The sequence below is a fragment of the Actinomadura opuntiae genome (genome assembly GCF_030283205.1).
In the GTDB taxonomy this organism is placed as follows: Bacteria; Actinomycetota; Actinomycetes; order Streptosporangiales; family Streptosporangiaceae; genus Spirillospora.
Genome location: NZ_JASNWF010000015.1, coordinates 80,403 through 105,515, shown reverse-complemented (window position 1 = coordinate 105,515; position 25,113 = coordinate 80,403). Strand labels below are relative to the sequence as shown.

Genomic DNA, 25,113 nt, shown 5'->3' with positions numbered 1-25,113 from the left:
CATGAACCGCCGCACCGCCCGGGGCAACCGCCTCGGCCTGATCCTCACCGGGCTCGCGCTCGCCGCCGCCGGCGCAGCCGCCCTCGCGCGCGGCCTCGGTGCCGCCCCCGGGCTGCTCGGAGCATCCGGGGCACCGGTCACCGACCGCGCCGCCCGCGACTTCGCCGACGGCCACAGCTGGTTCTGGCCCGCCGTCGCAGCCGCCACCGTGACCGTCGGGCTGCTCGCATTGCGCTGGCTCGCGGTCCAAGCACGCCCCAACGCCGTCCGCGACGTCCGCCTGGAGCTCGACCCCACACGCGGCACCACCACCCTGCCCGGACGAGCCGTCACCGCGGCGCTGGAAGACGACCTGTCCGGCGGCCTGGACATCCGCCGGGCCGACGCCGTCCTGTCCGGCACCGCCGCGCACCCCCGCCTGCGGCTCACCGTGACACTGGAACCCTCCGCCGACCCGGCCGCTGCCAAACACGCTGTCAAGGACGCGCTGGAACACGCAGCGCAGGCACTGGAAACCAGCGACCTGCACGCTATCGTCCGGCTCCGCACCGCCCGCTGACCGGCCGCTGACCGGGCGAGCCCCGCGCACGGTATCGCCCAGAGGCGACACATCAGGCCGACCGCGGCTGAACGCGACCGACCTGGTGAAGGCGAAGACGGCATCTGGCCGCATCTGGACGCCGACCGTGCGCATATCGGGCACAGCAAGGCGACTCTCCGGCTCTGCGGCACTCGTTCACGCTCGAATCGCCCGGCCAAGGCCGCTGCATCGCTGTTTGCACGCGATCGATTACGGTATGTAGCTGACGGTGGCGTGTGGAGGTGTGGAGTGAGCAGGGACCAGGTCGATGCCCGCCTGTTGGCGGAGCTGACCGAGCAGTCACAAGACCTCGACAGTGATGCGGTGCGCATCACCCGGGAGGCGTTGGGGCAGTTCGCCGAGGACGCCCGCGAACGGAACGCGCGGAAGGCGCGCCGGCGATCGCGGTTCGGCGCCGTGGGCGCGCTGGCGGGGGCCGGGACGCTGTGGGGGGCGGGCGAGGCCGCAGCGGCGTCTGCCGATGTGATGGCGTTGCAGACGGCCGCCTCGATCGAGAATCTGGCGGTGGCGGTCTACACCACCGCGGCGGGTCTGCCGTTCATCAAGAACGGCAACAAGACGATCGTGGCGTTCATCGCCAAGACCACCCAGCAGCACAAGGCGCACGCCGCGGCGTTCAACAGCGCGGCCAAGCACGCGGGCGGCAAGCAGCAGAATGCGCCCGACCCCAAGTACGCGGCCGTGGTCAAGAAGGCCGAGCCGGGGCTGAAGACCCCCGCGGACGTGGTGAAGCTGGCCATCACCCTGGAAGACGTCGCCGCGCAGACCTACACCAAGAACGTCAGCCAGGTCAGCAACGCCCACCTGCGCCAGCTGTTCGGCAGCATCGCGCCGGTCGAGGCGCAGCACCGGTCGGTGCTGCTGGCCGTGCAGGCGCTGCTGGCCGGCAACGCCTCCCAGCTGATCGCCATCCCCACCGACGCGGCGAAACTGCCCGCGGCGGCCGGCAGTGTCGGCATCCCCGACACCTACTACCCGACCAGCAAAGCCTCACCGATCAGCGAAGGGGCGGTGAAATGACCCGCGAGCCCGGGCACCTGCCCGTCACCGAAACCCAGCTGAACGCCATGACCCGCGACCTGGCCGCCGCGCACAACGACACGCTCGCGCAGATGACGGCCCAAGCATGCGACCTGTCGGACGAGCTCATCGAATCCCCGCGGCCGGAACCGACAGCGCGGCCGGAACCGCTGGTCGAACGGGAACCGGCGATGCCGGTGGCGCGGCGGATGTTCCTGACCGTGGCGGGCGGCACCGCACTCGCCTTCGGCCTGGCGGCCTGCGGCGGTGGTGACAAGAACGCCAAGACGGCATCGGACCGCACCTCAGGCCCCGCGTCCCCGTCAGCCGGCGGGTACACCGGGGACTTCAAGGTCGTCGCGCTGGCCGCCGCTCTGGAGAACCAGGCGGTCGGCGCCTACCAGGCGGCGCTCAACGCCGCGCAGGCCGGCAAGCTCGGGACGGTGCCGCCCGCGGTGTCCACCTTCGTCAAGACGGCCATGGGCCAGCATGCCGATCACGCCAAAGCCTGGAACAGCGTCCTGCAGAAGGCCGGCAAGAAGCCCGTCACCGGCACGCCGCTCAAGGATCAGAAGACGGTGACCGACGCGCTCGGCAAGGTCACCGACGTGACCGCAGTCGCCAAGCTGGCCCTGCAACTGGAGGATCAGGCCGCCCAGACCTACCTGACGGCGATGACCGGCGTCACCTCCAAGACCGGCATCGCGATGGCCGCGACGATCGCGCCCGTCGAAGCGATGCACTCGGCGATCCTGCGCTTCATCCTCGGCCAGTACCCGGTACCCGACGACTTCATCGGCACCGGCAAGGCCGCCAAACCCAGCCAACTCACCGCCTGATGCGCCACCGCCCGAACCACCACCGGGGCATGCTCGGGCAGGACCCGAAGGAGTACTTCGGGCCCTGCCCGAGCGGGCGTCACCGCGGTCAGCGCAGGGCGCCGACGAGGGGGCGGGGCAGTGAACCCGGCGGCATCGGCTGCATGGGCGTGCGCTCAGCACGCGCGGTCATCACGGCGGTGGTCTGTTGCGCGACCGCCACGGTCACCGGCTGTGGCGCATCGTCGCAGTCCCCGGTGTCCAAGGGCTCCAGTGGCCAAGATGCGTCGAGCGCCATCGCCATCACGATCAAGAACTTCACGTTCGCGCCGTCGTCGCTCACGGTCGGGCGCGGCACCAAGGTGACCGTGGTGAACAACGACAGCACGGCCCACACCGTGACCGACACGGGCAAGTTCGACACCGGCCACATCGCACCCGGCAAAGCTGCCACTTTCACCGCACCGGCCGAGCCCGGCCGCTACCCCTACATCTGCGCCATCCACCCGTTCATGCAGGCGACGCTGATCGTCAGATGACGGGCACCGAGCCCCCGAGATCGGAGCAGTCGGTCGTCGGCCTCCTCGCGGGTCGGCTGATTATTCGGTGAGCCATGCGGTGCGCAACTGCTTGAGGCTGTCGTTGAGGAGCCGGCACACGTGCAACTGGGAGAGGCCGACCAGCTTGCCGATCTGTCGTCCTCGGCCAAGGCGCGGAGCCGCCGCAGCAGTGTTTCAGCCTCGCCATCGGGGCAGGCCGCATTGGCTGGTGCACCTCGGCCGCTCGCCAGCGGCAAGGTCACCGGAGGGCTCAATCGCCCTACCCGCGGGGCTGAGCCTACGTCGCGGCTGGCGCCACCACAGCAACGCGACCGAGGCGTTTGTGCACCCTCCTCGGGACCCCTCCCAGCCGCCACTCATTACGGTGCGGGCATGATGCCGTTTGATCCTCTCCGACGGTCTCGGTCTGCCCTGGTCATCGCCGGCTACGTCGTTCTCGCCGTCAGCATGTTCGGTGCCGGATGCTCGGACGGGCACAACTCACCGCGGGCATCGTCATCGACGCCGTCGTCCTCTCCGCCGGTATCGCCCTCCGGGCCGCAACTGCGCAGGTACCCCCTCGATCAGCTCAAGCAGCAGCCGTGTCTTTCGCTCGATGCGCGCGACCTGGCAGCACTCGGCGCCGCCGGCCAGGGCAAAGAGGAATCGGGCCGGAGTGGGAAGTCTTGCCTGTGGAAACTCGCCGGTCAGAACGTCACGCTCGATCTGGACGTCCCGCTGTCGTATGCCAAGACGATGACCAAGCACGGGCGCGTCTCGCAGGTGCCCGTCGGGCACCACACCGCCGTCCAGTCCGAATTCCAGCACATCTGCTTCATCTTCGTCGCGGTCAACGACCCCGAACACCCGGTCGGGACCACGACCATTCCCGAACTCGGCGCCCCGCAAGAAGGGGCCTGCCAAGCCGGAGCCTCGGTCGCCGCCGCCGCCCTGACCCACGTCGAATGAGCCTCGCCGCAGGGCAAGTGGCGTGCGTCGGACCGATGTGGCGGTCCCGCCAGCTGCACGATCTCCTACCAGGGGTGTGTCAACTTGAGGATCGGCACCGCCCGTCTCCAGCGGCGTTGAGCCGACCACGTGACATTCCGTTGATCTGGACAGTTGGACGCAGTCCTGCTGCAATGCGATAGACGTCGTCATCGGCAGGGGGCGGAGGTGGGCAGTCCTTGCAAAGCGGGGTTGCGCTGGCGGGACGGTACCGGTTAGAGGAGCTGCTCGGCCGGGGCGGGATGGGGGAAGTCTGGCGCGGCGTCGACCTTCAACTACGCCGCCCTGTCGCGGTGAAAGTCCTCCTGCCGGACCTGGCTCAGGGCAACGAGAGCGCGCTGGTCCGATTCCGGCGAGAAGCCGAGGTCACGGCCTCGCTGCAGCATCGAGGGCTCACCACCGTCTTCGACATCGGTCAGCACCGCGAAGGCCGTGAGGAAATGCAGTTCCTGGTGATGGAACTGCTCCGGGGGAATGATTTCCGCCAGGTCATCAATGATCACCCCACAGGATTGCCGATTGAGCAGGTAACCGACCTGGTCGAGCAGATCGCCGCCGCTTTGCAGCGAGCACATCAAGCCGGCGTGGTGCATCGGGACATCAAACCCGCCAACCTCTTCCTGTGCGATGACGGCGAAGTGAAGGTCTGCGATTTCGGCATAGCCCACCTTTCGGGCGCCACGCGGATCACCTCTACCGGGATCACCGGCACGCCGCACTACATGGCGCCCGAGCAGGTCCAGAACGAGTTCGTCGACCAGCGGACGGACCTGTACGCACTGGGCTGCGTGCTTTACGAGCTGCTGACGGGAAGGCGTTGGACGAGTGCGGCCGCACAGGTCGCCGCAATCCTGCACGCCCACATCAACCAGCCCCCTGATCCACCCCTGGTGCACCGGGCCGACATCCCCGAGCACCTCAACGCCCTGACCATGGCCTTGTTGGCGAAGAACGCGGCGGACCGGCCGGCCGACGCGGCAACCCTTCTCGATCTTCTGCGGTCCCCGGCTCGCTCGGCGCCCCTTCCGGCGATGGGCATGGGCCAAGCGCAATACTCGTATGTCTCGCCGAAGGGGACGGACAATCCGAGAAGGATTACCGAGAGCGCCACCTCCCCGGAAGAAGAATATATGTACCGCCGTGCCGCCAATGCCGGCGACATCGCGGCGATGTACAACCTGGGTATCATACTCCAGAGAAAAAATCCACAGGAGGCGGCGTACTGGTGCCGAGCCGCAGCCAGTGCCGGTGACCTCGACGCGATGTACAATTTGGGAGTCATAGTCGAGGAGGCGGACCCGCGCGAGGCGGAGCAATGGTACCGCCGTGCCGCCAATGCCGGCCACCCAGCCGCAATGAGCAATCTGGGAGTGCTCCTCCGAAGCTCCGGGCATGGGAAAGAAGGCCTGCGATGGTATCGGCGTGCCGCCGAGGCCGGCCACGTCGGCGCGATGTTCAACCTCGCCCTCGTCCTGCACGAGAACAAGCCGCAGGAAGCCGTGCATTGGTATCGCCGGGCAGCCGACGCGGGCGACGTACAGGCCATGACCAATCTCGGCGGCCTATTGGAGGACTGCGGACACGGCGAGGAAGCCGCCCTCTGGTACCGGCGCGCCGCCGAGGCGGGTTCGACCAAGGCGATGTACAACCTAGGCCTCGCGCTGGAGGAAACCCGACCTCAGGAGGCCGAACACTGGTACCGCCGCGGCGGTGAAGCCGGTGATCCAGACGCCATGAACAGCCTGGGGCTTCTACTCCGGCATTCGGGCCGACGCGAAGAAGCCGAGCAGTGGTATCGCCGAGCCATCAGCGCCGGCAGCACATCAGCCATGAACAACCTGGGCGTCCTGGTGGAAGAGACCGACCCGCAGGAGGCCATGCGCTGGTACCGGCACGCGGCCGAGGCCGAGGATTCGGAGGAAGATGGCCGGTCGAGTGCCATGGCCAACCTTGGGCGCCTACTAGCGGAGTCTGGCAGGACCGACGAAGCCGCCGACTGGCTTCGGGCCGCCGCTGAGGCCGGCGACGCGGACGCCATGAACAACCTGGGAGTGCTACTGGAGAACACCGAGCCGCGGGAAGCCGAACGCTGGTACCTGCGCGCAGCGGAAGCAGGTCACATCGGCGCGATGGCCAGCCTCGGCTCATTGCTGGAAAGGTCCGGTCAGCGCAGGAAAGCGGAGCGCTGGTATCGGCGTGCCGCCGAAGCCGAGCGGGAGCACCCCAGCGGCGGGCCGGAACCCCGCTGAAGAGAAGTGGCCGTACCATGTGCGACCAGACGGCCAGGCCCGGCTCGCACGGCCAGCGGACGGCGCCCGCGCTCGGGTTCCCCTAACCCCTCGACGATCACGAGTAGGCGAGTCGCGGTGCTCCGCTCCGCCCAGACCGCGCTGGAGGGCCGGACGCGACCTCGCCCGCGCCGCTCAGCAGGGCGCCCGGCGGCGCCGGTTCGTGTACCTCACCAGCATCAAGTTGCAGAGAGTTACTTTCCTGGTGCGGCTGGATACATAGGTCGAGTGGCTGGTCTCGTTACTGGCGGTCAGCGGAGGGTGATGATCTGACGGCGGCGTCCCGCGTCGCATCGGACACTCGCGCAACTCCAGGGAGAAGCCCCATGCCGACCATCCCCCACGAGGTCTCCGACGGCGTCAAGATCGCAGTTCACGAGGTCACGGGGACGTACCTGTTCATGGACAACTGGTACGACTACCTCAACGACGATGTGCAGACCTGGAACGAGGACCCGCTGCCGACGGGTGACAAGGCGGGCCACCGCTGGTACTTCGCCCCTGAAGGCGGTGACATCTACCGGATCGAGAGCGGTGTTCACCGCTACTGCCTGACCGCCGGAACCACCGCCGGCGCCCACCCGGTACTGCAGGAGCGCAGCAAGTCCGTCGCCCCGCGCCAGCGGTGGCACCTGAGGTCGGTGCTCGGCAGCAGCGACTTCGCGATCATCCCGCAGCTCTATCCCGATTACGCACTGGGGATCGAGGGCAACTACCAGGCCAACAACCAGTACGTGAAGCCGATCAGGATGTGGGCCGGCGAGCCGACCCTCTCCCAGGCGTGGATCATCGCCGACGCTCCCGACTCCTGATCCCCGGACACCGGCGCCATTCCAACGCCGAAGGAGGAACCTCGCTTGACGAGCATCGTCAAACTGCCCTCCCGCAAGCCCGCGAGAGCCGGCAGCGACACCGCCGCGGCAACGGCGACCAGCACCGGCGAAGAAGCCGCCGGCAGCACCGGCGCCGCGAAGGGCGCGCCGGATACGAGCGGACGGCCGCTCGCCGCCGACCGCGACGAGCCGATCGATCGCATCCGGGTGGCATTGCGGACCGTGGACGCCCCCAACGCCGACACCCGCTCCCGGCTCTACCTGGGCCTGGCCGGCCGCGAATTCCGGCTCCAGCACAGCGACCCGCCGGACGGTGACGCAGGCGACTTCCAGCGCGGCGCCACCACCTTCTTCAACCTCGGTGAAGACGCCGACGTCCAGGACGCCGACGTCAACGATCCACGCCGCCCGCAGCTCACCCATGGAGACCTGGAGGACTTCCCGGCCTACCTGCGCCTGGAACCGGACGGAGACGAGCCGGACTGGCTGCTGGAAGACGCCACCGTCACCGTCAACCCCGACCGACCATCCCAGACGGTCTACACGAACCCCCGTCTGTACGGCACCGACGACGACCACCGGATCTGGCTCGGTACCCGTCAAGGCCGCGTCCTGCATCTCAAACACGGCTGAGACACGGAGGGTCTGTGTTCCACCACCGACCGGTGGTGGAACACAGACCCTCCCGAAGGTCCGCGGTTACCAGGCCCCTCGGCGGCGAAGCGATACCGCCCGGCAGGTTGGCCGCCTGGATCGGCTCACGGGCCCGGCTCGGTCTCTGAGACATTCGGGAGTTCTTCGCAGACGCGCACATGACCGTCCACCCTGGTCCGGGTCAGCAGTTCGGCCACTCGCAGGCGGGGACGCAGCAGCACCAGCTCCCCGCCGGCGGCCGCGGCACGCTTCCACAGCCGGACGAAGGCGTTGAGCCCTGAGGAATCGCAGAAGGTCACCTGCGTCAGATCCAGCGCGATCCGCGGCGGGCTAACCATCGTCAGCAGCCTGCTGACCTGGTCTATCACCGCCGGAGCGGTGGCCACATCCAGTTCCCCGCCCAGCTCGACCACCACCCACGGCCCAGCCGGCTTGGCATCCACGATTAACTTCAGCCCGGGCAACGAGCCGTCCGGTGTCATGGTCACCTCGCCCACACTCCACGGTCGCCAGAACACGCCCTGTCAACGCCAGGCTACGCCCAAGGACCGGCGGCGTCTCACCCGTTTATTGCGAACCCAAGTCGCAGCGCGACCGGCTTCAAATGCGCCCCGCCCCGCACAGGCCGGCGCGCCAGCCCCGTCTTTTCGGGGCTGGCCCAGAGCGTGGCCGGCAGTCCGCCACGTCACGGGCGACCGCTGCTACAACCCCGTTCCCGGAAGCATTGGCCAGCACCCTGAGGGCCCGGTACAGGCTGGACTTCCCGGTTCCGTTCGCCCCGGTCACCCTGTTCAGCTGGGTGAGCGGCAGCACCAGTTGCCGCAGCGAGCGGTAATTCTCTACCGCGAGCGTGGTGAGCATCCCGACACGCTACTGACAGGGCACCCTACCAACCGGGACGGGGAACAAGGAGGACGCAGGCGGGGCGCGCGTCTTGACAGCCCTGCGACGATGCGCCGTCCCGCTTCGTGCGGTCACTGGACGAATGCCTGTACGCGGTGCTGTGGCAACGTGCGACCGCGATCGTGTCGGACCAGACCAAGAACACGAAGCCGCTGGACCAGCACCCCGTCGAGGTCACCGAACGGCGGGTTCCCGGTTCTGGAACCGGCTCAAGGTGCGGTGGCGTCGAGTTTCGCCGCGAGGACGTCGAAGAAGGGGGATTCGGCGTCCAGCCCGTGGGGCGCGGCGGAGACGTCCGGGCCGGGCGACGGCGCGGCGGTCTCCGGTCGGGACAGGGCGGTGAAGGCGCCGCGGAAGAAGACGAGCGGGTGGTCGTCGGTCGCCGCGTCCAGGCCGGTCACTCGGGCCAGGACCAGTTCGTGGTCGCCGGCCTGCTGCATCGAGTGCGGGACGACGTCGAGCCAGGCGAGCGCGCCGTCCAGTAGGGGGTGGCCGCCGGGCGACATCGACCAGGAGACGGCCGAAAAGCGGTCGGCGCCCTTGCTGGCGAAGGTCCGACACGCGTCCTGCTGCGCGGCGCCGAGCAGCGTGATCGCGAAACCGTCCGCGCGGCGCAGCCGGGGCCAGGTCGAGGACGTGGCCGCCGCGCAGAACGCGATCAGCGGCGGGTCGAGGGAGACCGACGTGAAGGAGTTCACCGCCAGGCCCTCCGGCTCGCCGCCCACCATCGCCGCCACCACGACCACGCCGGTCGGGTAGCAGCCGAGCACCCTGCGGAACCTCGCCGCATCCAGTTGTTCAGTCACGATCGTCATGGAACCGCATGGCCTGGACTTCGGAAATTGCCTGGTATCGCTCACCGGACCGGGGCTTCCCCGTCACTCGGTGCTTGGTTATCGTCGTTACGACCGTCACGTGAACGAAGAGGGGTCGGTGAGCGGGATCAGGTCTCGGACGCTCGATGTGGACGGTGTGCGCACCCACCTGCTGGAGGCGGGCGAGGGGCGGCCGGTGGTGCTGCTGCACGGCGGGGCCTGGGGCGAGTGTGCCCGGACCGCCTGGCCGGCGGCCCTCCCGGAACTGGCCGCGGCCGGGCACCGGGTGATCGCTCCCGACTGGCTCGGCTTCGGCGGCACCGCGAAGATCGTCGACTTCGCGGACCGCGCCGGGCGGATGCTCGCCCATCTGGCGCGGCTGCTGGAGGACCTCGGCGTCGGCGAGGCCGACGTGGTGGGACTGTCGATGGGCGGCTCCCACCTGCTGCGCGACCAGACGTCCGAGGCCCCGCTGCTGGACGTGCGCCGGATGGTGCTCGTCAGCGCGGGCGGTCCACCCGTCGGCGGGGTGGCGCGCGAGGCGCTCATGGCCTTCGACGGGACGGTCGAATCGATGCGCGACCAGATTCGGCTGGCCTTCGCCGACTCGGCGTGGGCGCAGGACGAGGAGATGGTCGCCGCGCGGATGGAGGCGGCGCTGGCGCCCGGCTCCTACGAGGCGTTCGCCTCGCTCGGCCTGCGCGCGCCCGGTGCCGTCCCGCCGCCGCTCGGCGACCCGTTCGACTACGCGCGGGTGCGGGTGCCGACGCTCGTGACGGCGGGGGACCGCGACCGGCTCAAGCCGGCCGGGTTCGCCGAGGAGGTCGCGCGCGCCATCCCGGAAGCACGACTGGAGATCTTCCCCGGCTGCGGCCACTGCCCGCAGCTGGAGGCGGCCACCGCCTGGAACACGGCGGTCCTGGCCTTTCTGGACAAGGAGACACTGTGAGCGACGTTCTGGAGGCCGGGGTGCGCTGGCGCACCGGGCCCGACCGCATCGAGGTGGACGGCGCGGAGATCGCCTACCGCCGGGACGGTTCGGGCGAGCCCGTGCTGTTCTTCCACGGGCACTGGCTCACCCGCTGCTGGAGCCCGTTGCACGCGGCCATGGCGGAACGCGCCGACCTGATCGCGCCCGAGGCGCCGGGCTTCGGTGACACGCCCTGCCCCTCCTGGGTCACCGGGCGGGACGACGTCGTCCTGCTGTACCGGAGTCTGCTGGACGCCCTCGGACTCGACGGCGTGCACGTCGCCGGATACGGGCTCGGCGGGTGGCTCGCGGCCGATTTCGCGGTGTTCAACCCGCACCGGGTCCGGAGCCTGTCGCTGCTCGCGCCGTTCGGGTTGCGCGTTCCGGGCCGACCGATCGCGGACGTGTTCATCATGAACCCGGCCGACTACGACGACATGTACTTCAACGGCGACCCCGTCGAGGGCGTCGTGCCCGGGCCGGGGACGCCGACGCAGGGCGGTGCCGAGGGGTTCGCGGCGCGGTACGGCGACATGGGGGCGGCGGCCCGGCTCATCTGGGACTTCCGCTACGACCTGAAGCTGGAGCATCGGCTACCCCCGCTCGGCCTGCCCGCACTGGTCGTCGCCGGTGAGGACGACCGGATCGTCCCGGCCGAGCATCCGGCCCGCTGGGCCGAACTGCTCGGCACCGGCGTGAAGAACGTCCCTGGCGGTCACGCCTTTCCGATCCAGCGGCCGGACGAGACGGCCGCGCTCATCACCACGTTCGTCTCGGGGGTCTCTCATGGCTAACCGCCTGCAGTTCCACGTCTTCCACCTGATGCCCTACCCGTTCATCCCGCCGGGCGAGGACCTGGAATCGACGTGGGTGACGCTGCCGAACACCTACTTCGAGCCGCAGGTCGCGCACCGGCTCTACACCGACAACCTCGAGCAGCTCGTCGCCTGCGAACGGCTCGGGTTCGACGGCATCATCGTCAACGAGCACCACCAGAACGCGTTCGGCACCATCAACGCGCCGAACGTGTGGGCCGCCTACCTCGCCGCGCGCACCAGCCGGATCCGGATCGGCGTGATCGGCAACGCGCTGCCGCTGCACCAGAACCCGCTGCGGGTCGCCGAGGAGATCGCGATGCTCGACATCGTGTCGGGCGGCCGGATCATTTCCGGGCACGTGCGCGGGATGGGTGCGGAGTACCACTCGTCGGGCATGAACCCGACGACGTCCAAGGCCCGGTTCTGGGAGGCGCACGACCTCATCGTCAAGGCGTGGACGGAGCCGGGGCCGTTCGCCTGGCAGGGCGAGCACTACGACATCGAGCACGTCAACCCGTGGCCGCGCCCGCTGCAGGACCCGCATCCGCCGGTGTGGATGCCCGGGACCGGGTCGACCGACACCATCGACGAGGTCGCCAAGCGGCGGTTCTCCTACATGCAGACGACCACGTCGAACTGGGTGACCAAGAAGTCGTTCGCGCTGTTCCGGGAGATCTGTCGCGACAAGTACGGGTACGAGCCCGACCCGGCGCAGCTCGGACGCGTCATCCCCACCTACGTCGCCGAGACCGACGAGCAGGCGCGCCGCGAGTTCATGCCGCACGTGATGTGGTTCTTCCGCACCGGTCTGAAGATCCCGATGCACCACCTCATGCCGCCCGGCTACAACACCGCCGACTCGATCCTCCGCACGATCAAGGGACGGCAGGCCGCCGGCGTCAAGGACTTCTGGGAAATGTCCTACGACGAGCTGATCGACCAGGGGTACATCGTCGTCGGCTCCCCGCAGACCGTCATCGAGAAGTACGAGCAGATGATCGAGGAGTACGGCCTCGGGATGGCGATCAGCGCGGGCGGCCCGCTCGGCTCGATGCCGCACTGGATGGTGATGAAGAACCTCCAGATCATGGCCGAGGAGGTCGTCCCGCACTTCCGCGAGCCCGACGGCAGGCCCGACCATCTGCGCGCGGCCCGTCCGGCGCCGGAGACCAACGCCGAGATGGCGGCGCTGCACGGGGCGCCGAAACTGTCCCCCGTCGTCCGGCTCGCCGACGGACGCGACCTGCCGACGCCGGTCGGGCACATCCCGGAGGTCGCCGCCGGCGCCGACACCAGCCCGCCCGCGAGGCGGCCGTGAGCGCCGGCGCCGTCACCGACCGGTCGGCCGGGCCGCTGCTCGGCAGCCCGAACCGGCTGAAGCTGGCGGTGTTCTCGGCGAACATGGCGGGCGGCGCGAACCTCACCTTCGCGCCCGAGGCGCCCCGCGCCACATGGCCCGAGAGCGTCGAGATCGCGCGGGCCGCCGAGGCGGCCGGTTTCGAGGCCCTGATCCCGGTCGCGCGCTGGCGCGGCATGGCCGACCCGGCGCGCCGCGACGCGCACCGCTCGTTCGAGTCGTTCAGCTGGGCGGCGGGGATCGCGGCGGTCACCGAGCGGATCCAGGTCTTCGCCACGTTCCACATCCCGGTCGTGCATCCGGTGAGCGCCGCCAAGCAGATCGCCACGGTCGACCACATCGCGGGCGGACGGTTCGCGGTGAACGTGGTCGCCGGTTGGAACGAGGACGAGTTCCGCATGTTCGGGTTGGAGCAGCGCGAGCACGACGACCGTTACGCGGTCGCGGACGAATGGATGAGCTTCCTCGGCCGGATCTGGGCGGCGGAAGAGGAGTTCGACTTCGACGGCCGCTTCTTCAAGGCCCGCAGCGTGCTGTCGGAGCCGAAACCCGTGCAGCGCGGCCGTCCGGTCGTGATGAACGCCGGGTTCAGCCCCGCCGGCCGGGACTTCGCGGCCAAGCACGCCGACCTGACGTTCGCGATGGTCCCCGACGCAGCGGCCGCCGCCCGCATCGTCCCCGGCTTGAAAGCGGACGTTCAGGAGCGCCACGACCGCAAGCTGATGGTGTTCGCCGGCGCCCACATCGTGTGCGCGGCCACCGAGGACGCCGCGCGCCGCGAGTACGGGCGCATGGTCGACGAGGTCGGTGACCATGACGCCGCCGCGAACGCGATCCGCCTGCTCATCCCGAACTCGGGCAGCGCCGACTTCGACGCCGAGGGAATGGCCGCGTCCGCGATCGCCGGATTCTTCGCGTTGCCACTGGTCGGAACACCCGACTCGGTCGTCCGGCAGATGAGCGAACTCGCCGACGCGGGACTCGACGGGCTGGCGCTGTCGTGGCTGGATTACCAGGCCGGGATCGATCAGTACGCCCGGGAACTGCGTCCCCGGCTCGTCGAGGCCGGGCTGAGGGAGGGGTGAGCGCGTGATCGCTCTGGTTCCGGCCGATGCGCGGATCGAGGCGATGGGGCCGCTGCCGGACGGCGTGGAGCTGGCGGTGTTCGGGGACACCCTCCCCGAGGGCGTCGAGTTCTGCGTCCTGGACCCGCCGGCGCGCGACCGCTTCGAGGAGATCCTGCCCAGGCTGACCGCGCTGAAGGTCGTGCAGGCTCTCAGTGCGGGCATCGACCGCGTCCCGAAGCTGCCGGACGGGGTGACGCTGTGCAATGCCAGCGGCGTGCACGATGGTCCCGTCGCGGAATGGATCGTCGGAGCGATCCTCGCGATGAACAAGGACCTGCCGCGCTATGTGGAGCGGCAGATCGCCGGGAAGTGGGACACCTCCGGCAACACCGCGTTCTCCGGCGCCGAAGGTGCACGGGACCTGTCGGAGCAGCACGTCCTCATCGTGGGCCACGGCTCGATCGGACAGGCGCTGCAGTGGCGGCTGGCACCGTTCGGGACGCGGGTGACCGGGATCGCACGCCATCCGCGCGACGGCGTCCATGGCCCTGAGGACCTGCCCGGCCTGCTGCCGGACGCCGACGTCGTCGTCCTGCTCGCGCCCGCGACCGACGAGACCAGAGGCATGGTGGACGCGGCGTTCCTCGCGCGGATGCGGCCGGGCGCGCTGCTGGTCAACGCCGCGCGCGGCACCCTCGTCCAGACCCCGGCGCTGCTGGACGCGCTCCGAGAGGGCAGGGTGCGTGCCGCTCTCGACACCACCGACCCCGAGCCGCTCCCGCCCGGCCATCCGCTGTTCTCCGCGCCCGGCGTGCTGGTGACCCCGCACGTCGCGGGGTCGTCCGCGCATTGGCGCGACCGCGCCTACCGGCTCGCCGGCGACCAGTTGCGCCGCTACGCCCACGGGGAGCCGCTCGTCAACGTCCGCCGCCACGGTTACTGATCGGGAGAACGCATGCCGCACGAAGCGGAGACCAACCGGATCGGCGTCCTGCTGCCCAACGGGGTGCCGGGCTGTACCGGGGACACCCTGCGCACCTGGATCCGGGAAATCGAGGACGGGCCGTTCTCCTCGCTCGGCGTCGCCGACCGCTACGTCTACGTCAACCACGAGATCATGATGACGATGGCGGCGGCCGCCGCCATGACCCGCCGCGTCCGGCTGATGTCGGCGGCGTTCCTCGGACCGCTGCGGCCGACACCGCTGTTCGCCAAGCAGGTCGCCACGCTCGCCGCGCTGGCCCCCGGCCGGCTCTCGCTCGGTGTCGCCATCGGGAACCGCGTCAACGACTACGCCGCCGCTGATATCGCGTGGGAGCGACGCGGCCGGATCATGGACGAGCAGCTGCGGGCCCTGGCGGAGATTCGCGACCTCAAGGGCGAGGAGAACACCGTCGGGCCCGAGCTCGGCGAGATCGAGCTGCTGATCGGCGGGGCGTCCGACCCGGCGCTGCGCCGGCTGGTCGAGCACGGCGACGGGCTGGTCAGCGGTGGCCTCAAGCCGGAGGTGTTCGCGTTCGAGGCGTTCGCCGCGGCGAAGGCGTGGGAGGGCGCCGGCAAGCCCGGCCGGCCGCGCCTGGTGGCGAGCATGTGGTATGCCTCCAGCGAGAAGCCCGGCGACCTCGCCGATGCCCGGCTGGACTCCTACCTGAAGAACGGCGGCCCGCCCGAGCACGTCATCTCCGGTATCGCGCGCGGCCGCGACGGCATCGAGGCCGCGTTCCGCGCCTACCGCGCGCAGGGCGCCGACGAGGTGCTGTTCTTCCCGCTGCTGGACGATCCCGCCGAGCTCGAATGGCTCGCCGGCGTCGTCGACGACCTGCCCTTCGTCGAGCGCGGCGAGCCGGCCCCCGACTTCTCGCTCTTCGAGAGCGGCCCCAGCATGAAGGGACGGCACACATGACGGCGGTCGAGCTTCCCGGTGCCGATCACCCCCTGCCGGACGCCGGCCTGCGCGCCCGGCGGGAGGCGGTCGTCATCGAGCACCTCACCACCGAGATGGCCGGCGACCTGGACGCCTGCCTGGCCACCATGCCGGACGGCGCGCACTACCGGATCATGCCGCTGCGGCGCGCCCACGCGGGCGACGACCAGGTCCGGGAACTGCTGACCGATCTCCTCGGCGCCTTTCCCGACCTGCAACTCATCCCCGAGCTCGTCCACCACGCCGCGAACGCGGTCATCATCGAGGGCCGCACCCGCGGAACCCAGCACGCCGACTGGGCCGGTATCCCGTCCAAGGGACGGGTGATGGACATCGAGGGCGTCATCGTGTTCCGGTTCCGCAGCGACACCATGATCAACGAGACGGTCTACTACGACCACGCCGCCGTCGCCGAGCAGCTGGGCGCAGGGGAGTGAATGCGATGCACGGGCTGCGGATCACCGAGTTCGGCAGGCCGCCGGCGCTCGCCTCGGACCTCACCGTTCCCGAGGCCGGTGACGGGACGACGCTGGTGCGGGTCGCCGCGGCGGCGCTGGGCCACCTCGACCGCAGCGTCGCGTCCGGGACGTTCCCGCACCACCCGCCGCTGCCCTACACCCCCTGCGGTGACGGTGCCGGCTGGGTCGAGGAGTCCGGCCGGTTCCCGCGCGGCGCGCTGGTGTGGCTGCGCGGCGGCGGGCTCGGCGTGGCCCGGGACGGCGTCGCCGCCGAGTACGCCGCCGTGCCCGACGAGGCGGTGCATCTCGCGCCGGAGGGCGCCGACCCGGTCCTGGCGTCCTGCTTCTTCTCCCCGGCGACCTCGGCGTGGATCTCGGTGCACGACCTGGCCGCGGTGAAGGAGGGGCAGCGCGTCCTGGTGACCGGTGCCGCCGGGGCGGTCGGTTCGCTCGCCGCGCAGATCGCCGTGCAGGCGGGCGCGGACGTAACCGCACTGGTCTCCCGGGCGGAACGGGCGGCCCTGGTGCCCGGCGGTGTCCGGACGCTCGTCGGGGCCGTCGACTCCGGCCCCTACGACGTGCTGATCGAGACGGTCGGCGGCCCGGGCCTCACCGGACGGCTGGACGCGGTGCGCCCCGGCGGCGTCGCCGTCATCGTCGGGTACACGGCGGGCGCCCGCGTCGAACTGGACCTGCCGTCCCGCTGCGCCCACGACGTCGACCTTCGGTTCCTCAACATGATCCGGCGGGCGCCGCAGGCATTCGCGCTCGCCGACGAGCTGCTCGTCCGGCTGTCGGCGGGAGAGCTGACCCTGCGGACCGAGCGGCACGCGCTCGCCGCCGCCTCCCTCGCCTGGGAAGCGCTCGGCGCGGGTCGCGCGCACGGCCGCGTGGTCCTGGAGGTGGCCGGTGATCGATGACGTCTTCGTCTTCGACCTCGTCGTGCACCTGCACGACATGAGCGAGGCGAACCTGCTCGCCGGCGCACCCTGGGCGAGGCATGTCAGGAGCATGTCCCTCGGACTGGGCGAGGCGCTGCGGCCCCTGCACGGCGATCCGGAGAGCTTCGACCGCAGGCTGTCCGCCGAGACGATGGGGCGGATGGTCTTCGGCGACCCGCCCGGCACCGAACCCACCGACATCGCGATGGCGCAGGTCGTCCCCGTCTTCGACTGGTACGACGACTGGTGGGCGCCCGTCGATCTCCAAGCGGAGTTCGCCCGCGCCTACCCTGACCGGGCCCTGTTCTGCGGCGGCGTCGACCCGGGCTTCCGCGGTGTGGAATCGGCGCTGGAACACCTCGACTGGCAGGTCATCGACCGTGGCGCCGTGTCGCTGAAGTTCTACAACGGGCACGTGGACCGCGGCTGGCGATGCGACGACGAGAAGCTCGCCTATCCGCTCTACGAACGCGCCCGCGACCTCGGTATCGACGTCCTGCAATTCCACAAGGGCAACCCGTTCGGCACCGAGAACCTCGAACAGCTGCATCCCGGCGACCTGCAGCGCGCCGCCCGCGACTTCCCCGATCTGACCTTCGTCATCCATCACCTGGCGATGCCGTACTTCGACGAGTGCGTCAACATCGCCGCCCGGTTCCCCAACATCCATCTCGCCCTGTCGGCGACCGTGAACTTCACCCCCGTCCGGCCCCGGCTGATCCAGCGGCAGGTCGGCGAACTGCTCGCCACCGTCGGTGCCGACCGCCTGCTGTGGGGATCGGAGGCCGCGCTCGCCGGCCCGCCGCGCCCCTACCTGGAGGCGTTCATGGCCCTGGAGATCCCCGATGACCTGCGGGAAGGGTACGGCTACCCGCAGATCACCAAGGATGACAAACGCAAGATCCTGGGGCTGAACGCCGCCCGGCTCTTCGGTGTGGACGTCCCTCATTCCTGCAGCGGGGCCGGCGATGAACGTTCCTGACGCGGTCCAGGCCCTGTCGCGCACGCTACGCGGGCACGGCGGCGGACTCGAACTCGTCGCGGACGGGACCGTGCCCACCGTCCGGTACACCGGGATGTGCGCCGGATGCCCCGGCCGTCCCGCCTGCCACGAGGGGCTCGTCGCGCCCGTGCTGCTCGCGGTGCCAGGCGTGCGCGGCGTCGACGCCCCCGGCACCCGCGTCGACCCCGTCGCGCGCGCCAGACTCCAGCAGTTCACCGGAGGCGAGGGAGGCCCACGATGATCACTGCCGCTGCCGCACTCACCCCCATCGACCCCGGCCAGGGAGACACCGTTCAGGGGGAGACCGACACCGTCCTGTCGAAGGTCCGCCTCATCCTGGAGGCCTTCCGCCCGGACGACGAGGGACTCTCGCTCGCCGAACTCGTCCGCCGGACCGGGCTGCGCAAGGCGACCGTGTACCGGCTCAGCCAGGAACTCGTCGCCTGGGGCGCCCTCGAGCGCGCGGGAGTCGGCTACCGGGTCGGCCTGCGGCTGTTCGAGCTCGGTCTGCTCGCGCCGCGCCAGCGGATCCTGCGCGACATCGCCCTGCCCTTCCTGGAAGAGCTCGCCCAGAGCACACAGGAGACGGTGCACTGCGCGGTCCGCGACGGCGGTGATGTTCTCTACGTCGAGAAGCTCGGCGGGCACAGAAGCGTCACCCGCCCGTCGCGCACCGGCGGCCGTATGCCACTGCACTGCACGGCCACCGGCAAGGTCCTGCTTGCCCATGCGCCCTCCCGCGTCGTGGAGGAACTGCTCGCCCGGCCGCTGCGCCGCCTGACCGGCCACACCGTGATCGCACCGAGGCTGCTGAGAATGGAACTCGAGCGCATCCGCAGCGCCGGATACGCCGTGGAGAGCGAGGAGGCGCGCGTCGGCTTCCTGTCGGTCGCCGCACCCGTCCGCGCGGCGCGCGGACGGGTGGCCGGGGCCATCTCTGTGGCCGCGCCGACGTCGCGGACCCAGCTCGCCAGGCTCGTCCCCGCCGTTCTCACCACGGCCGGGCGCATCTCCGAGACCTTCATCGAGTACGAACTGGACCAGGAGAGCCCGTGATCAGCAGCTGGGTCCGCTCGCCAGAACGCCCAGGCTCCACAACCTCCCACGAACCCGCACGCTCCGGGCGTCGGTCCCCGCCCGCCTGGAGGTCCCACGCCAGGCCGCCCCGCCCTCACCCGCCGCAGGCTCCTGCAGAGCGGAGCCGCGATCGGCCTCACCGGCGCCGCCGGCCTCGCCTTACGCGGGCTGACGGCACCGTCCGCGCTGGCCGCCGACACCTTTCAATCCCTCGAACCATCTCTCGGAAGCGTCGACATCGGCGGCCGGTCCCTGTCGACATAGCGTTTCGCCGACGCGATTCCCGGACCCGGCGATCCGCGGCCAAGCGGCACGCCGGGCGCTCAACACCCCGCCCAGGTACAGCAACGCGCTCGGCGGGCTCGCCGGCAACGTGCCCTGCCCCTACCACCTCGTCAACGGCAAGACCCCCGAAGCGGTCGATCAGCACCTCGCCCGGCGGCACCCCGACCGGATCGCTGTGCGTACGGGTCGACCAAGGGCGGCAGGGCCGGCTGGCCTTCACGGATGCCACACAGATCTGGCATCCGGTCATCTGGCGGAACGAAACGATCAACGTGGACCTTGACGCCGACCACCCCGGAGTGTGGATGTTGCACCGCCACAACCTTCGCCACTCCGAGCTCGGCATGATGGCGACGCTCGGATACGGCCCACAGCCGGACACGTCGGACACGCCGCACGCGCAGCCGCACACCGCCCACCTGGGCCACTGACGAGAAGGAGAACGACGCTGCTCAGCCCGAACGCATTGCGCATCCCCCATGCCATCAGCTCGAGGCCGATGCCGTTCAGTCGGCAGCGCATCACCACCAACGTGCATGGCAGCCGTGCCGCTTTTCGCGCCCCTGCCGGGTGCGACATGCCGAACTGCGCGAACGGACCTGTGGAAACCCGCGCTCCTGCTGACCGTCCTCGCGGACATTGTGGCTGGCGTCGCCGCAGGTGATCTGCTGCTCGGCAGAAGGCTGCTGCCCCCGGTATCTGCGGCGCTGTACTGGGCGGACGCGGCGCTGGACTCCATGGAGCGCCCGGAACGTCCCATATCCGGCGGGTCGATCAGCCGCACGCAGGACCTCGGCGCCGCGTGCGCGCTTACCACTGTCGGAATCGGCCTGGCCGCGGCGGCAGGAGGTCGCCTGACGGCCGGCAGGGCCGCATCGCTCGCCGGAGCGATCTGGACTCATGACCTCGTGGCGAAGGGGACGGCGGCCTGACGTGCCCTCGACGTGCTGCTCGCAGCGAGTCGGCAGGCCTCACCCGAGGTGCGCGACGCCCAGCGCGACCGCCTCACCGTGCCGCAGCCGGTGCCGCGACAAGCGCTCGAACGTGTACGCCGTCCAATGCCCGAAATCCAGCCGGCCTGATCCGCTCTCGGAAGGATCGCCGCCGCCCGCGATCTGCTGGTTCTTGACACCCACACCGGCATTGTTCTGCGCCAGCACCGTGGTCGGCAGCCGGATCAACCGGCCACCACGGTGCGGGTCGCAGCGGCGAAGCCCACTGCGTCCAGCACCGCACCACCGCCGATGGGCACAAGAGAATGCCGGTCGAGGCGGCACTGCGCGATGGCCGCATGCACGGCGTTGACGTACCGCATCCCGTCTTTGACCTGCCCGCCGCCTGGTAGGACGACCAGCACCGGAAGCACCCGCGCGGCGCCGCCTTCCGCGACGGCCTCGGCGAGAAGGTGGTTCCCCGAGGCCAGGGCGTCCGCGGTGAAGTGGACGGTGTAGTCGTACGGCACTGTAGAGCCGACCCGGAGCTTCTCCCCGGGCGGCGTTCACCATGGCATCCTCCACACGCCGCCGCTTCCGGCAGCGGCGTCCAGGCTTCCCTTCCCCGGTTCGAAATGCCCGAAGTCGAGAACGTACAGGTGATCGTCCGGCCCGAACCGCACGTCGATCGGCCTTCTGATCTGCGGGACAGAGACGGTGACCGCGCTCCAGCCATCCGGATCCACGATGGCCAATGCCCGGCCGGCTCGCGGGCCGGACGGGGCGGTCATCGGGATCTCGTCCCCGAAAAGGGCCACCACGATCCGGCCGTCCGGGACGAGGTCCATCTTGACGGCTGCCGCGTGCGGCTCGAAACTCAGCAGCGGCGGCTCGGGGGGCGGCATCTCATGGTGATTGGCCAGGATGAACTGCTGCAGCTCACCGTTCTGGGGGGCGAAGCGCGGATCGCTGATGGGAATGCCGCCGATGAAGTCGGGCCAGCCGTACCAGGCGCCCTTACGAACCTGGTAGAGGAACTCGGGAGCCTGTCCGACGGGCCTGCTGCCGCGGTCGTCGGCTCCCTGGTCGGTGGCCAGCAGGCGCCCGTCGGGCAGGAACAGCAGCCCGAACGCATTACGCAGCCCCCACGCCACCAGCTCCAGCCCTGTGCCGTCCGGGTCGCAGCGCATCACCGCCGACGTGCACGGCGACCGCGCGGCAATGCGTGTTCCCGCCGCGTGAGCGGTACCGAACGGCGCGAACGGTCCCGTGGAAAGGCGTGCTCCCTTGGTGAAGGGGTCGTCCGTCTCGACGGTGACGTGGCGCAACTCGATATCGAGCCCTGGGATGTCGAGCTCATGCGGCAGCTTCTTCAGCCATCCCAGATCGAGTGCGTCCAGCCCGACGATACCGGTGTTGGTCAGGGCGCCTTGGCTGAAGTACATCTTGCCGTCCGGGCCGAAGGCGACCATGTTGGTCTGGTAGTTCCCACCGCCGGGAAGGCCGTCGACCACTGTTTCGGGCTTACCGCCGTCCGGACCGAGCCGCAAGATCCGGCCGGGGTGGCCGCCCTCGGAGATGAAGAGCGCGCCGCGATGGTAGGTGAGCCCGTTCACCGGCGGGCGCAATCCGTCGGCGAGCAGGGCGCGGTTGTGGCCGTCGATCCGCCAGATGCGGCCGCCGGGCGGCGCCCCCGCGAAGGGCAGTCCCGATTCGGCGACGTAGCAGCGCCCGTGCTCGTCGAAGGTGAGGCTGGTGGGGAAGTGGAAGTCATCCGCGAACCGTTCGAAGAGGAACGCGTCCGGGCGTCCGGTACGCGACTCGGTTGCGTCGATCGCCATATGTGCTCCCTAAGGACGAGAAGCTCGGTGGATCCGGGCCGGAAAGTGCTGTCGGAGAGCCAGATGAGGGGGTGGAGGGTTCGGGCCGCCCCTGCCGGCGGTTCCCTGCGGGCGACCCGCTCCCTCTCGATCAGTACGCGCCGAATGCTCTGATGCCACCGGTCGCGGTGGCGCCCCACGTCCAGCCGTAGCCGACGTAGACGATGCCGTTGGACACCGTCGGGCCGCCGGCGGCGCCCTTCTCCACGACACCGGTCGCATCGGGGTCGCCGATGTACTCGGTGAACAGCGTCTTGCCGGTCTGAGCGTCGTGCGCCCGCAGAGTGCCGTCCCAGGTGGTGAAGTACAGCACCCCGCCTGCGACCGCGACGCCGCCGAAGCCGCCCGCGGGCAGCGGCACCCGGTACTTGATCGTGCCGTCGGCGGCGTTGACCGCGAGCAGGTCCGCCTTGGTCGGGCGGGCGTCCTGGCGGCTGGTGGCGGTCTCCTCGGTGTTGCCGACCGCGTAGATCGTCCCGTCGGCGTAGGCGGTGGTCTCCTCGATCCCGCCGAGCTGGGTGCCCGCCACCAGTTGGTCGGCCCACACCTGTTCGCCGGTCTGGGCGTCGAACGCCTTGTAGTGGCCGCCCTTGTCGCCGCAGCCGACGAGCCTGCGGCCGTTCACGGTGAACAAGTTGGGAGCGGCGCCCAGGTCGGAGTCCTTGCCGTAGGGTGCGGCATCGGAGAAGACGTCGCCGGCGGTGTACTGGTGGTACCAGGCGATCTTGCCGGTCCGGTAGTCCAGTGCGATCAGCGAGTCCGACATTGGACCGGCTGGCGCGGTGTAGGACTGGCCGGTGCCGATGTAGGCCAGGTGCAGGCCGGTGTCGACGGCCGCCGAGGACCACACCGACACTCCGGTGCACGAGCCGGTGCACACCGGTGTCCGCCACTTGATCTTGCCGGTGGTGGGGTCCAGGCCGAGGACGCTGCCCTGGAAGGGCGGATCGGCTGGTGAGAAGACCTGGTAGGAGGCGCTGCCGATGATCAGTGTGCCGTCCGCGACGACCGGTGACGACCAGGTCAGCGAGTTCGGGGTGGGCTCGATGTCGGTGGCCCACTTCGGCGCACCGGTGTACTGGTCGACCGCGAAGACCATGCCGCCCGCGCCCGCGATGTACACGGTGCCGTTCGACACGCTCGGTGAGCCGGGAAGCTGTCCGCCCGGCTCCAGGCTTGTCTGCCACAGCGTAGTCCCGGTCGCCGCGACACGCGCGGTCAGGCTCCCCGCGAAGTCGGAGTAGTAGACGATCCCGTCCACCACGGCGGGTGTGCTGGTGACCGCCGCACCTGCCGCACTCCACCTCTGCTTGAGGCGCCCGACATTCGACGGGTTGAGAAGCCATTCGGTGGCGCTGCGAGTATTGTCCAGATCGTGTCCGAACGTCGGCCAATTGGTCGGAGTCGGGGGAGCCGCGGCATCGGCGGCGGCCGGTGCCGCAGTCGCCGGTCCGCTCAGTCCCATTACGGCGAAGGCCACCGCGGCGGCCACGGCGGTCGATTTTCTCCTTGACATCTGCTGGCGCTCCTTCATGGGCTTTGGAATGCACCGGAGGGGGTGGTGGTCTCGCTGCGCAAGCGCATCCGGCGAAGCGGCATCACCGTCCTTTTTTGCCGGGGTCCCCGAGTGGTGTGAACGGGCATGCCCAAACGGGGGATGGCGAGGCTTGGGTTTGGCATCGAGAAAACGAGCCGGTGCCGGGCGGAGGTTCGCCTGCCAGAGCAAGGCATATCTGGTCGGCCGAATGAGGGATTTATGAGCAGCGCCGCGCGTGGCCGCCGCCATCCGGTTCTTCGCTGCCAGGTCCATGGCAATTTGTCGGCGGCGTGTCATGGGCGGAGGCTCATGATGTCGAATGGGTGGGAGTTCCGCTCGGCGAAGATGTTGCACTCAGAGTGCTATATCTTTGGGCGGCCGTCAATACCCGAACCGATGCGCGCGCCGCCAATGCCTCTTCGCCACCGCCGCGACAGGGACCATAGGATCGTGGCAGACAGGTCGCATCCAGCGGAGGAGCGGTTGCGCTTGAGGGACAACAGCGGCCGTGGCGGGGCGCACACCGGGCGGTCGAGCTCCCGGTTCCTGGAGTGGATCGCGCCTGCGCTGGGGGCCGAACGCATGAACGAGCTGATCGGCCTGCTCTCGGGCGAGCCATCGCCGGACGGCCGGGCGGCACGCTCGCACCGGTCACAGCGATCGATCATCGAAGCGCTCCGCGAGCTGCACACCGAAGGCGACCTGCACCCGACCGCCAAGAAGATCGCCGAGCGGGCCGGAGTCTCCCTGCGCACGGTCTGGCAGCACTTCGACGACCTGGAAGCCCTTCTGATCGCAGCCGCGCGCCGCGACGTGGAACTCGTACTGCAACTGGTGAGTCCGACCGACACCGGTCGTCCTCTCGCCGAGCGGATCTCCTGGCTGGTCGAACAGCGGGTCCTCATCTTCGAGCGGATGGTCCCCGGGTGGCGGGCGGCCCGGCTGCAGGAACCCTTCTCCGAAGGGCTTCGGCGCAGCAGGGAGCGCATGGTCTGGCTGGGACAGGCAGAACTGGCGACCCTCTTCGCACCGGAGCTCAACCGCCTTGCCCCGGTGCCCCGGCGACGACTGCTGGAGTCGCTGCTGGCGGTAACGCTCTGGCCGTTCTGGGACTCGCTGCGCGTCGACCTGCGGCTGGCCCCCGAGCAGGCAGGGGCCACGATCGCCACGATGCTGACCGCTTCGTTCGAGGTCGCAGGCCTGTCGACAGCGGAGTGACGCGCCTGCGGCAGCGCAGGAATTGATCAGGTGCGAGGGACGCGGCGACGGGACTCCCGGTCTCCTTGACCCCGCTCATGTGGCTTGTCCCGTCTGAGCAACCGCGGCGGGAACCGGCTCAGCCGGCGAGGATGCCGCGTCCCAGGTCGAACGGGTTGATCAGGCTT

General features: G+C 70.0%; 29 protein-coding genes. 22 read left to right on the top strand and 7 right to left on the bottom strand.

Going from position 1 to position 25,113, the window contains the following annotated elements; translation table 11 throughout:
* The first annotated feature begins 1 nt into the window (after position 1).
* The 8 genes from QP089_RS30170 (at position 2) to QP089_RS30135 (ending at position 7,740) form a co-directional block, all read left to right on the top strand.
* Entirely contained in the window at positions 2 to 559 is a 558-nt protein-coding gene (locus QP089_RS30170) for an Asp23/Gls24 family envelope stress response protein (protein ID WP_285916052.1), read from the top strand.
* Between the two features lie 270 nt (positions 560 to 829).
* Positions 830 to 1,621 carry a ferritin-like domain-containing protein gene (locus tag QP089_RS30165; RefSeq protein ID WP_285916050.1) on the top strand — a complete coding sequence of 264 codons (792 nt, stop codon included), beginning with the start codon at positions 830 to 832 and terminating at the stop codon, positions 1,619 to 1,621.
* Positions 1,618 to 2,460 (top strand): ferritin-like domain-containing protein, encoded by an 843-nt coding sequence (locus tag QP089_RS30160; RefSeq protein WP_285916048.1) that lies wholly within the window; start codon positions 1,618 to 1,620, stop codon positions 2,458 to 2,460. Before QP089_RS30165 ends, QP089_RS30160 begins: the two co-directional genes overlap by 4 nt.
* 29 nt (positions 2,461 to 2,489) lie before the next feature.
* Complete coding sequence (locus QP089_RS30155) at positions 2,490 to 2,978, top strand: cupredoxin domain-containing protein (RefSeq protein ID WP_285916047.1); 489 nt, start codon at positions 2,490 to 2,492, stop codon at positions 2,976 to 2,978.
* Between the two features lie 393 nt (positions 2,979 to 3,371).
* The gene (locus tag QP089_RS30150; protein ID WP_285916045.1) at positions 3,372 to 3,947 is read left to right on the top strand and encodes a DUF3558 family protein; all 576 of its coding nucleotides are present in this window, start codon (positions 3,372 to 3,374) and stop codon (positions 3,945 to 3,947) included.
* A gap of 218 nt (positions 3,948 to 4,165) precedes the next feature.
* Positions 4,166 to 6,235 carry a serine/threonine-protein kinase gene (locus tag QP089_RS30145; RefSeq protein WP_285916044.1) on the top strand — a complete coding sequence of 690 codons (2,070 nt, stop codon included), beginning with the start codon at positions 4,166 to 4,168 and terminating at the stop codon, positions 6,233 to 6,235.
* A 365-nt stretch (positions 6,236 to 6,600) separates the two neighbouring features.
* A complete protein-coding gene (locus QP089_RS30140; RefSeq protein WP_285916042.1) occupies positions 6,601 to 7,086 on the top strand; it encodes an RICIN domain-containing protein in 486 nt (161 codons plus the stop codon).
* Positions 7,087 to 7,131: 45 nt separating this feature from the next.
* Complete coding sequence (locus QP089_RS30135; protein ID WP_285916040.1) at positions 7,132 to 7,740, top strand: hypothetical protein; 609 nt, start codon at positions 7,132 to 7,134, stop codon at positions 7,738 to 7,740.
* Between the two features lie 125 nt (positions 7,741 to 7,865).
* Here the strand turns inward: QP089_RS30135 and QP089_RS30130 are convergent, their stop codons facing one another.
* The 3 genes from QP089_RS30130 to QP089_RS30125 all read right to left on the bottom strand — a co-directional run bounded on the left by QP089_RS30130 (position 7,866) and on the right by QP089_RS30125 (position 9,470).
* Positions 7,866 to 8,243 (bottom strand): STAS domain-containing protein, encoded by a 378-nt coding sequence (locus QP089_RS30130; protein WP_285916311.1) that lies wholly within the window; start codon positions 8,241 to 8,243, stop codon positions 7,866 to 7,868.
* 118 nt (positions 8,244 to 8,361) lie between these two features.
* On the bottom strand, positions 8,362 to 8,622 hold the full coding sequence (locus QP089_RS48890) for an AAA family ATPase (RefSeq protein ID WP_353070638.1): 261 nt from the start codon (positions 8,620 to 8,622) through the stop codon (positions 8,362 to 8,364).
* 251 nt (positions 8,623 to 8,873) lie between these two features.
* Complete coding sequence (locus QP089_RS30125; RefSeq protein WP_285916038.1) at positions 8,874 to 9,470, bottom strand: flavin reductase family protein; 597 nt, start codon at positions 9,468 to 9,470, stop codon at positions 8,874 to 8,876.
* Between the two features lie 109 nt (positions 9,471 to 9,579).
* Between QP089_RS30125 and QP089_RS30120 the strand changes: the two genes are divergently transcribed.
* From QP089_RS30120 to QP089_RS30065, 13 genes are all read left to right on the top strand, one after another.
* A complete protein-coding gene (locus QP089_RS30120) occupies positions 9,580 to 10,428 on the top strand; it encodes an alpha/beta fold hydrolase (RefSeq protein WP_285916036.1) in 849 nt (282 codons plus the stop codon).
* Positions 10,425 to 11,243, top strand: a complete 819-nt coding sequence (locus tag QP089_RS30115; RefSeq protein WP_285916034.1) for an alpha/beta fold hydrolase — start codon at positions 10,425 to 10,427, stop codon at positions 11,241 to 11,243. Before QP089_RS30120 ends, QP089_RS30115 begins: the two co-directional genes overlap by 4 nt.
* Positions 11,236 to 12,585, top strand: a complete 1,350-nt coding sequence (locus QP089_RS30110; RefSeq protein ID WP_285916032.1) for an LLM class flavin-dependent oxidoreductase — start codon at positions 11,236 to 11,238, stop codon at positions 12,583 to 12,585. The genes QP089_RS30115 and QP089_RS30110 overlap by 8 nt, the downstream gene beginning before the upstream one ends.
* Entirely contained in the window at positions 12,582 to 13,709 is a 1,128-nt protein-coding gene (locus QP089_RS30105) for an LLM class flavin-dependent oxidoreductase (protein ID WP_285916030.1), read from the top strand. The genes QP089_RS30110 and QP089_RS30105 overlap by 4 nt, the downstream gene beginning before the upstream one ends.
* Before the next feature lie 4 nt (positions 13,710 to 13,713).
* Positions 13,714 to 14,634, top strand: a complete 921-nt coding sequence (locus QP089_RS30100; RefSeq protein WP_285916029.1) for a 2-hydroxyacid dehydrogenase — start codon at positions 13,714 to 13,716, stop codon at positions 14,632 to 14,634.
* Between the two features lie 12 nt (positions 14,635 to 14,646).
* A complete protein-coding gene (locus QP089_RS30095) occupies positions 14,647 to 15,594 on the top strand; it encodes an LLM class flavin-dependent oxidoreductase (protein WP_285916027.1) in 948 nt (315 codons plus the stop codon).
* Positions 15,591 to 16,052 (top strand): ester cyclase, encoded by a 462-nt coding sequence (locus QP089_RS30090; RefSeq protein ID WP_285916025.1) that lies wholly within the window; start codon positions 15,591 to 15,593, stop codon positions 16,050 to 16,052. The genes QP089_RS30095 and QP089_RS30090 overlap by 4 nt, the downstream gene beginning before the upstream one ends.
* A gap of 5 nt (positions 16,053 to 16,057) precedes the next feature.
* Positions 16,058 to 16,993 (top strand): quinone oxidoreductase family protein, encoded by a 936-nt coding sequence (locus tag QP089_RS30085; protein WP_285916023.1) that lies wholly within the window; start codon positions 16,058 to 16,060, stop codon positions 16,991 to 16,993.
* Positions 16,983 to 17,996 carry an amidohydrolase family protein gene (locus QP089_RS30080; protein ID WP_285916021.1) on the top strand — a complete coding sequence of 338 codons (1,014 nt, stop codon included), beginning with the start codon at positions 16,983 to 16,985 and terminating at the stop codon, positions 17,994 to 17,996. Before QP089_RS30085 ends, QP089_RS30080 begins: the two co-directional genes overlap by 11 nt.
* Positions 17,983 to 18,258: a NifU family protein gene (locus QP089_RS30075; protein WP_285916019.1), complete on the top strand. Its 276-nt coding sequence runs from the start codon at positions 17,983 to 17,985 to the stop codon at positions 18,256 to 18,258. The genes QP089_RS30080 and QP089_RS30075 overlap by 14 nt, the downstream gene beginning before the upstream one ends.
* Positions 18,255 to 19,073 (top strand): IclR family transcriptional regulator, encoded by an 819-nt coding sequence (locus QP089_RS30070; protein ID WP_285916017.1) that lies wholly within the window; start codon positions 18,255 to 18,257, stop codon positions 19,071 to 19,073. The genes QP089_RS30075 and QP089_RS30070 overlap by 4 nt, the downstream gene beginning before the upstream one ends.
* The gene (locus tag QP089_RS48885) at positions 19,070 to 19,810 is read left to right on the top strand and encodes a multicopper oxidase domain-containing protein (RefSeq protein ID WP_353070637.1); all 741 of its coding nucleotides are present in this window, start codon (positions 19,070 to 19,072) and stop codon (positions 19,808 to 19,810) included. Before QP089_RS30070 ends, QP089_RS48885 begins: the two co-directional genes overlap by 4 nt.
* A gap of 105 nt (positions 19,811 to 19,915) precedes the next feature.
* The gene (locus QP089_RS30065; protein WP_285916015.1) at positions 19,916 to 20,311 is read left to right on the top strand and encodes a UbiA prenyltransferase family protein; all 396 of its coding nucleotides are present in this window, start codon (positions 19,916 to 19,918) and stop codon (positions 20,309 to 20,311) included.
* Positions 20,312 to 20,350: 39 nt separating this feature from the next.
* On the opposite strand, the gene QP089_RS30060 is transcribed toward QP089_RS30065, so the two are convergent.
* The 4 genes from QP089_RS30060 to QP089_RS30045 all read right to left on the bottom strand — a co-directional run bounded on the left by QP089_RS30060 (position 20,351) and on the right by QP089_RS30045 (position 23,656).
* Positions 20,351 to 20,560 (bottom strand): 3-dehydroquinate synthase family protein, encoded by a 210-nt coding sequence (locus QP089_RS30060; protein ID WP_285916013.1) that lies wholly within the window; start codon positions 20,558 to 20,560, stop codon positions 20,351 to 20,353.
* A complete protein-coding gene (locus QP089_RS30055; RefSeq protein ID WP_285916012.1) occupies positions 20,557 to 20,841 on the bottom strand; it encodes a dehydroquinate synthase/iron-containing alcohol dehydrogenase family protein in 285 nt (94 codons plus the stop codon). Before QP089_RS30055 ends, QP089_RS30060 begins: the two co-directional genes overlap by 4 nt.
* 36 nt (positions 20,842 to 20,877) lie before the next feature.
* A complete protein-coding gene (locus QP089_RS30050) occupies positions 20,878 to 22,152 on the bottom strand; it encodes a PQQ-dependent sugar dehydrogenase (RefSeq protein ID WP_285916010.1) in 1,275 nt (424 codons plus the stop codon).
* Positions 22,153 to 22,282: 130 nt separating this feature from the next.
* Complete coding sequence (locus tag QP089_RS30045) at positions 22,283 to 23,656, bottom strand: outer membrane protein assembly factor BamB family protein (RefSeq protein ID WP_285916310.1); 1,374 nt, start codon at positions 23,654 to 23,656, stop codon at positions 22,283 to 22,285.
* A gap of 654 nt (positions 23,657 to 24,310) precedes the next feature.
* On the opposite strand from QP089_RS30045, the gene QP089_RS30040 reads away from it, so the two are divergent.
* Positions 24,311 to 24,946 (top strand): TetR/AcrR family transcriptional regulator, encoded by a 636-nt coding sequence (locus tag QP089_RS30040; RefSeq protein WP_285916009.1) that lies wholly within the window; start codon positions 24,311 to 24,313, stop codon positions 24,944 to 24,946.
* The last annotated feature ends 167 nt before the right edge of the window (positions 24,947 to 25,113 follow it).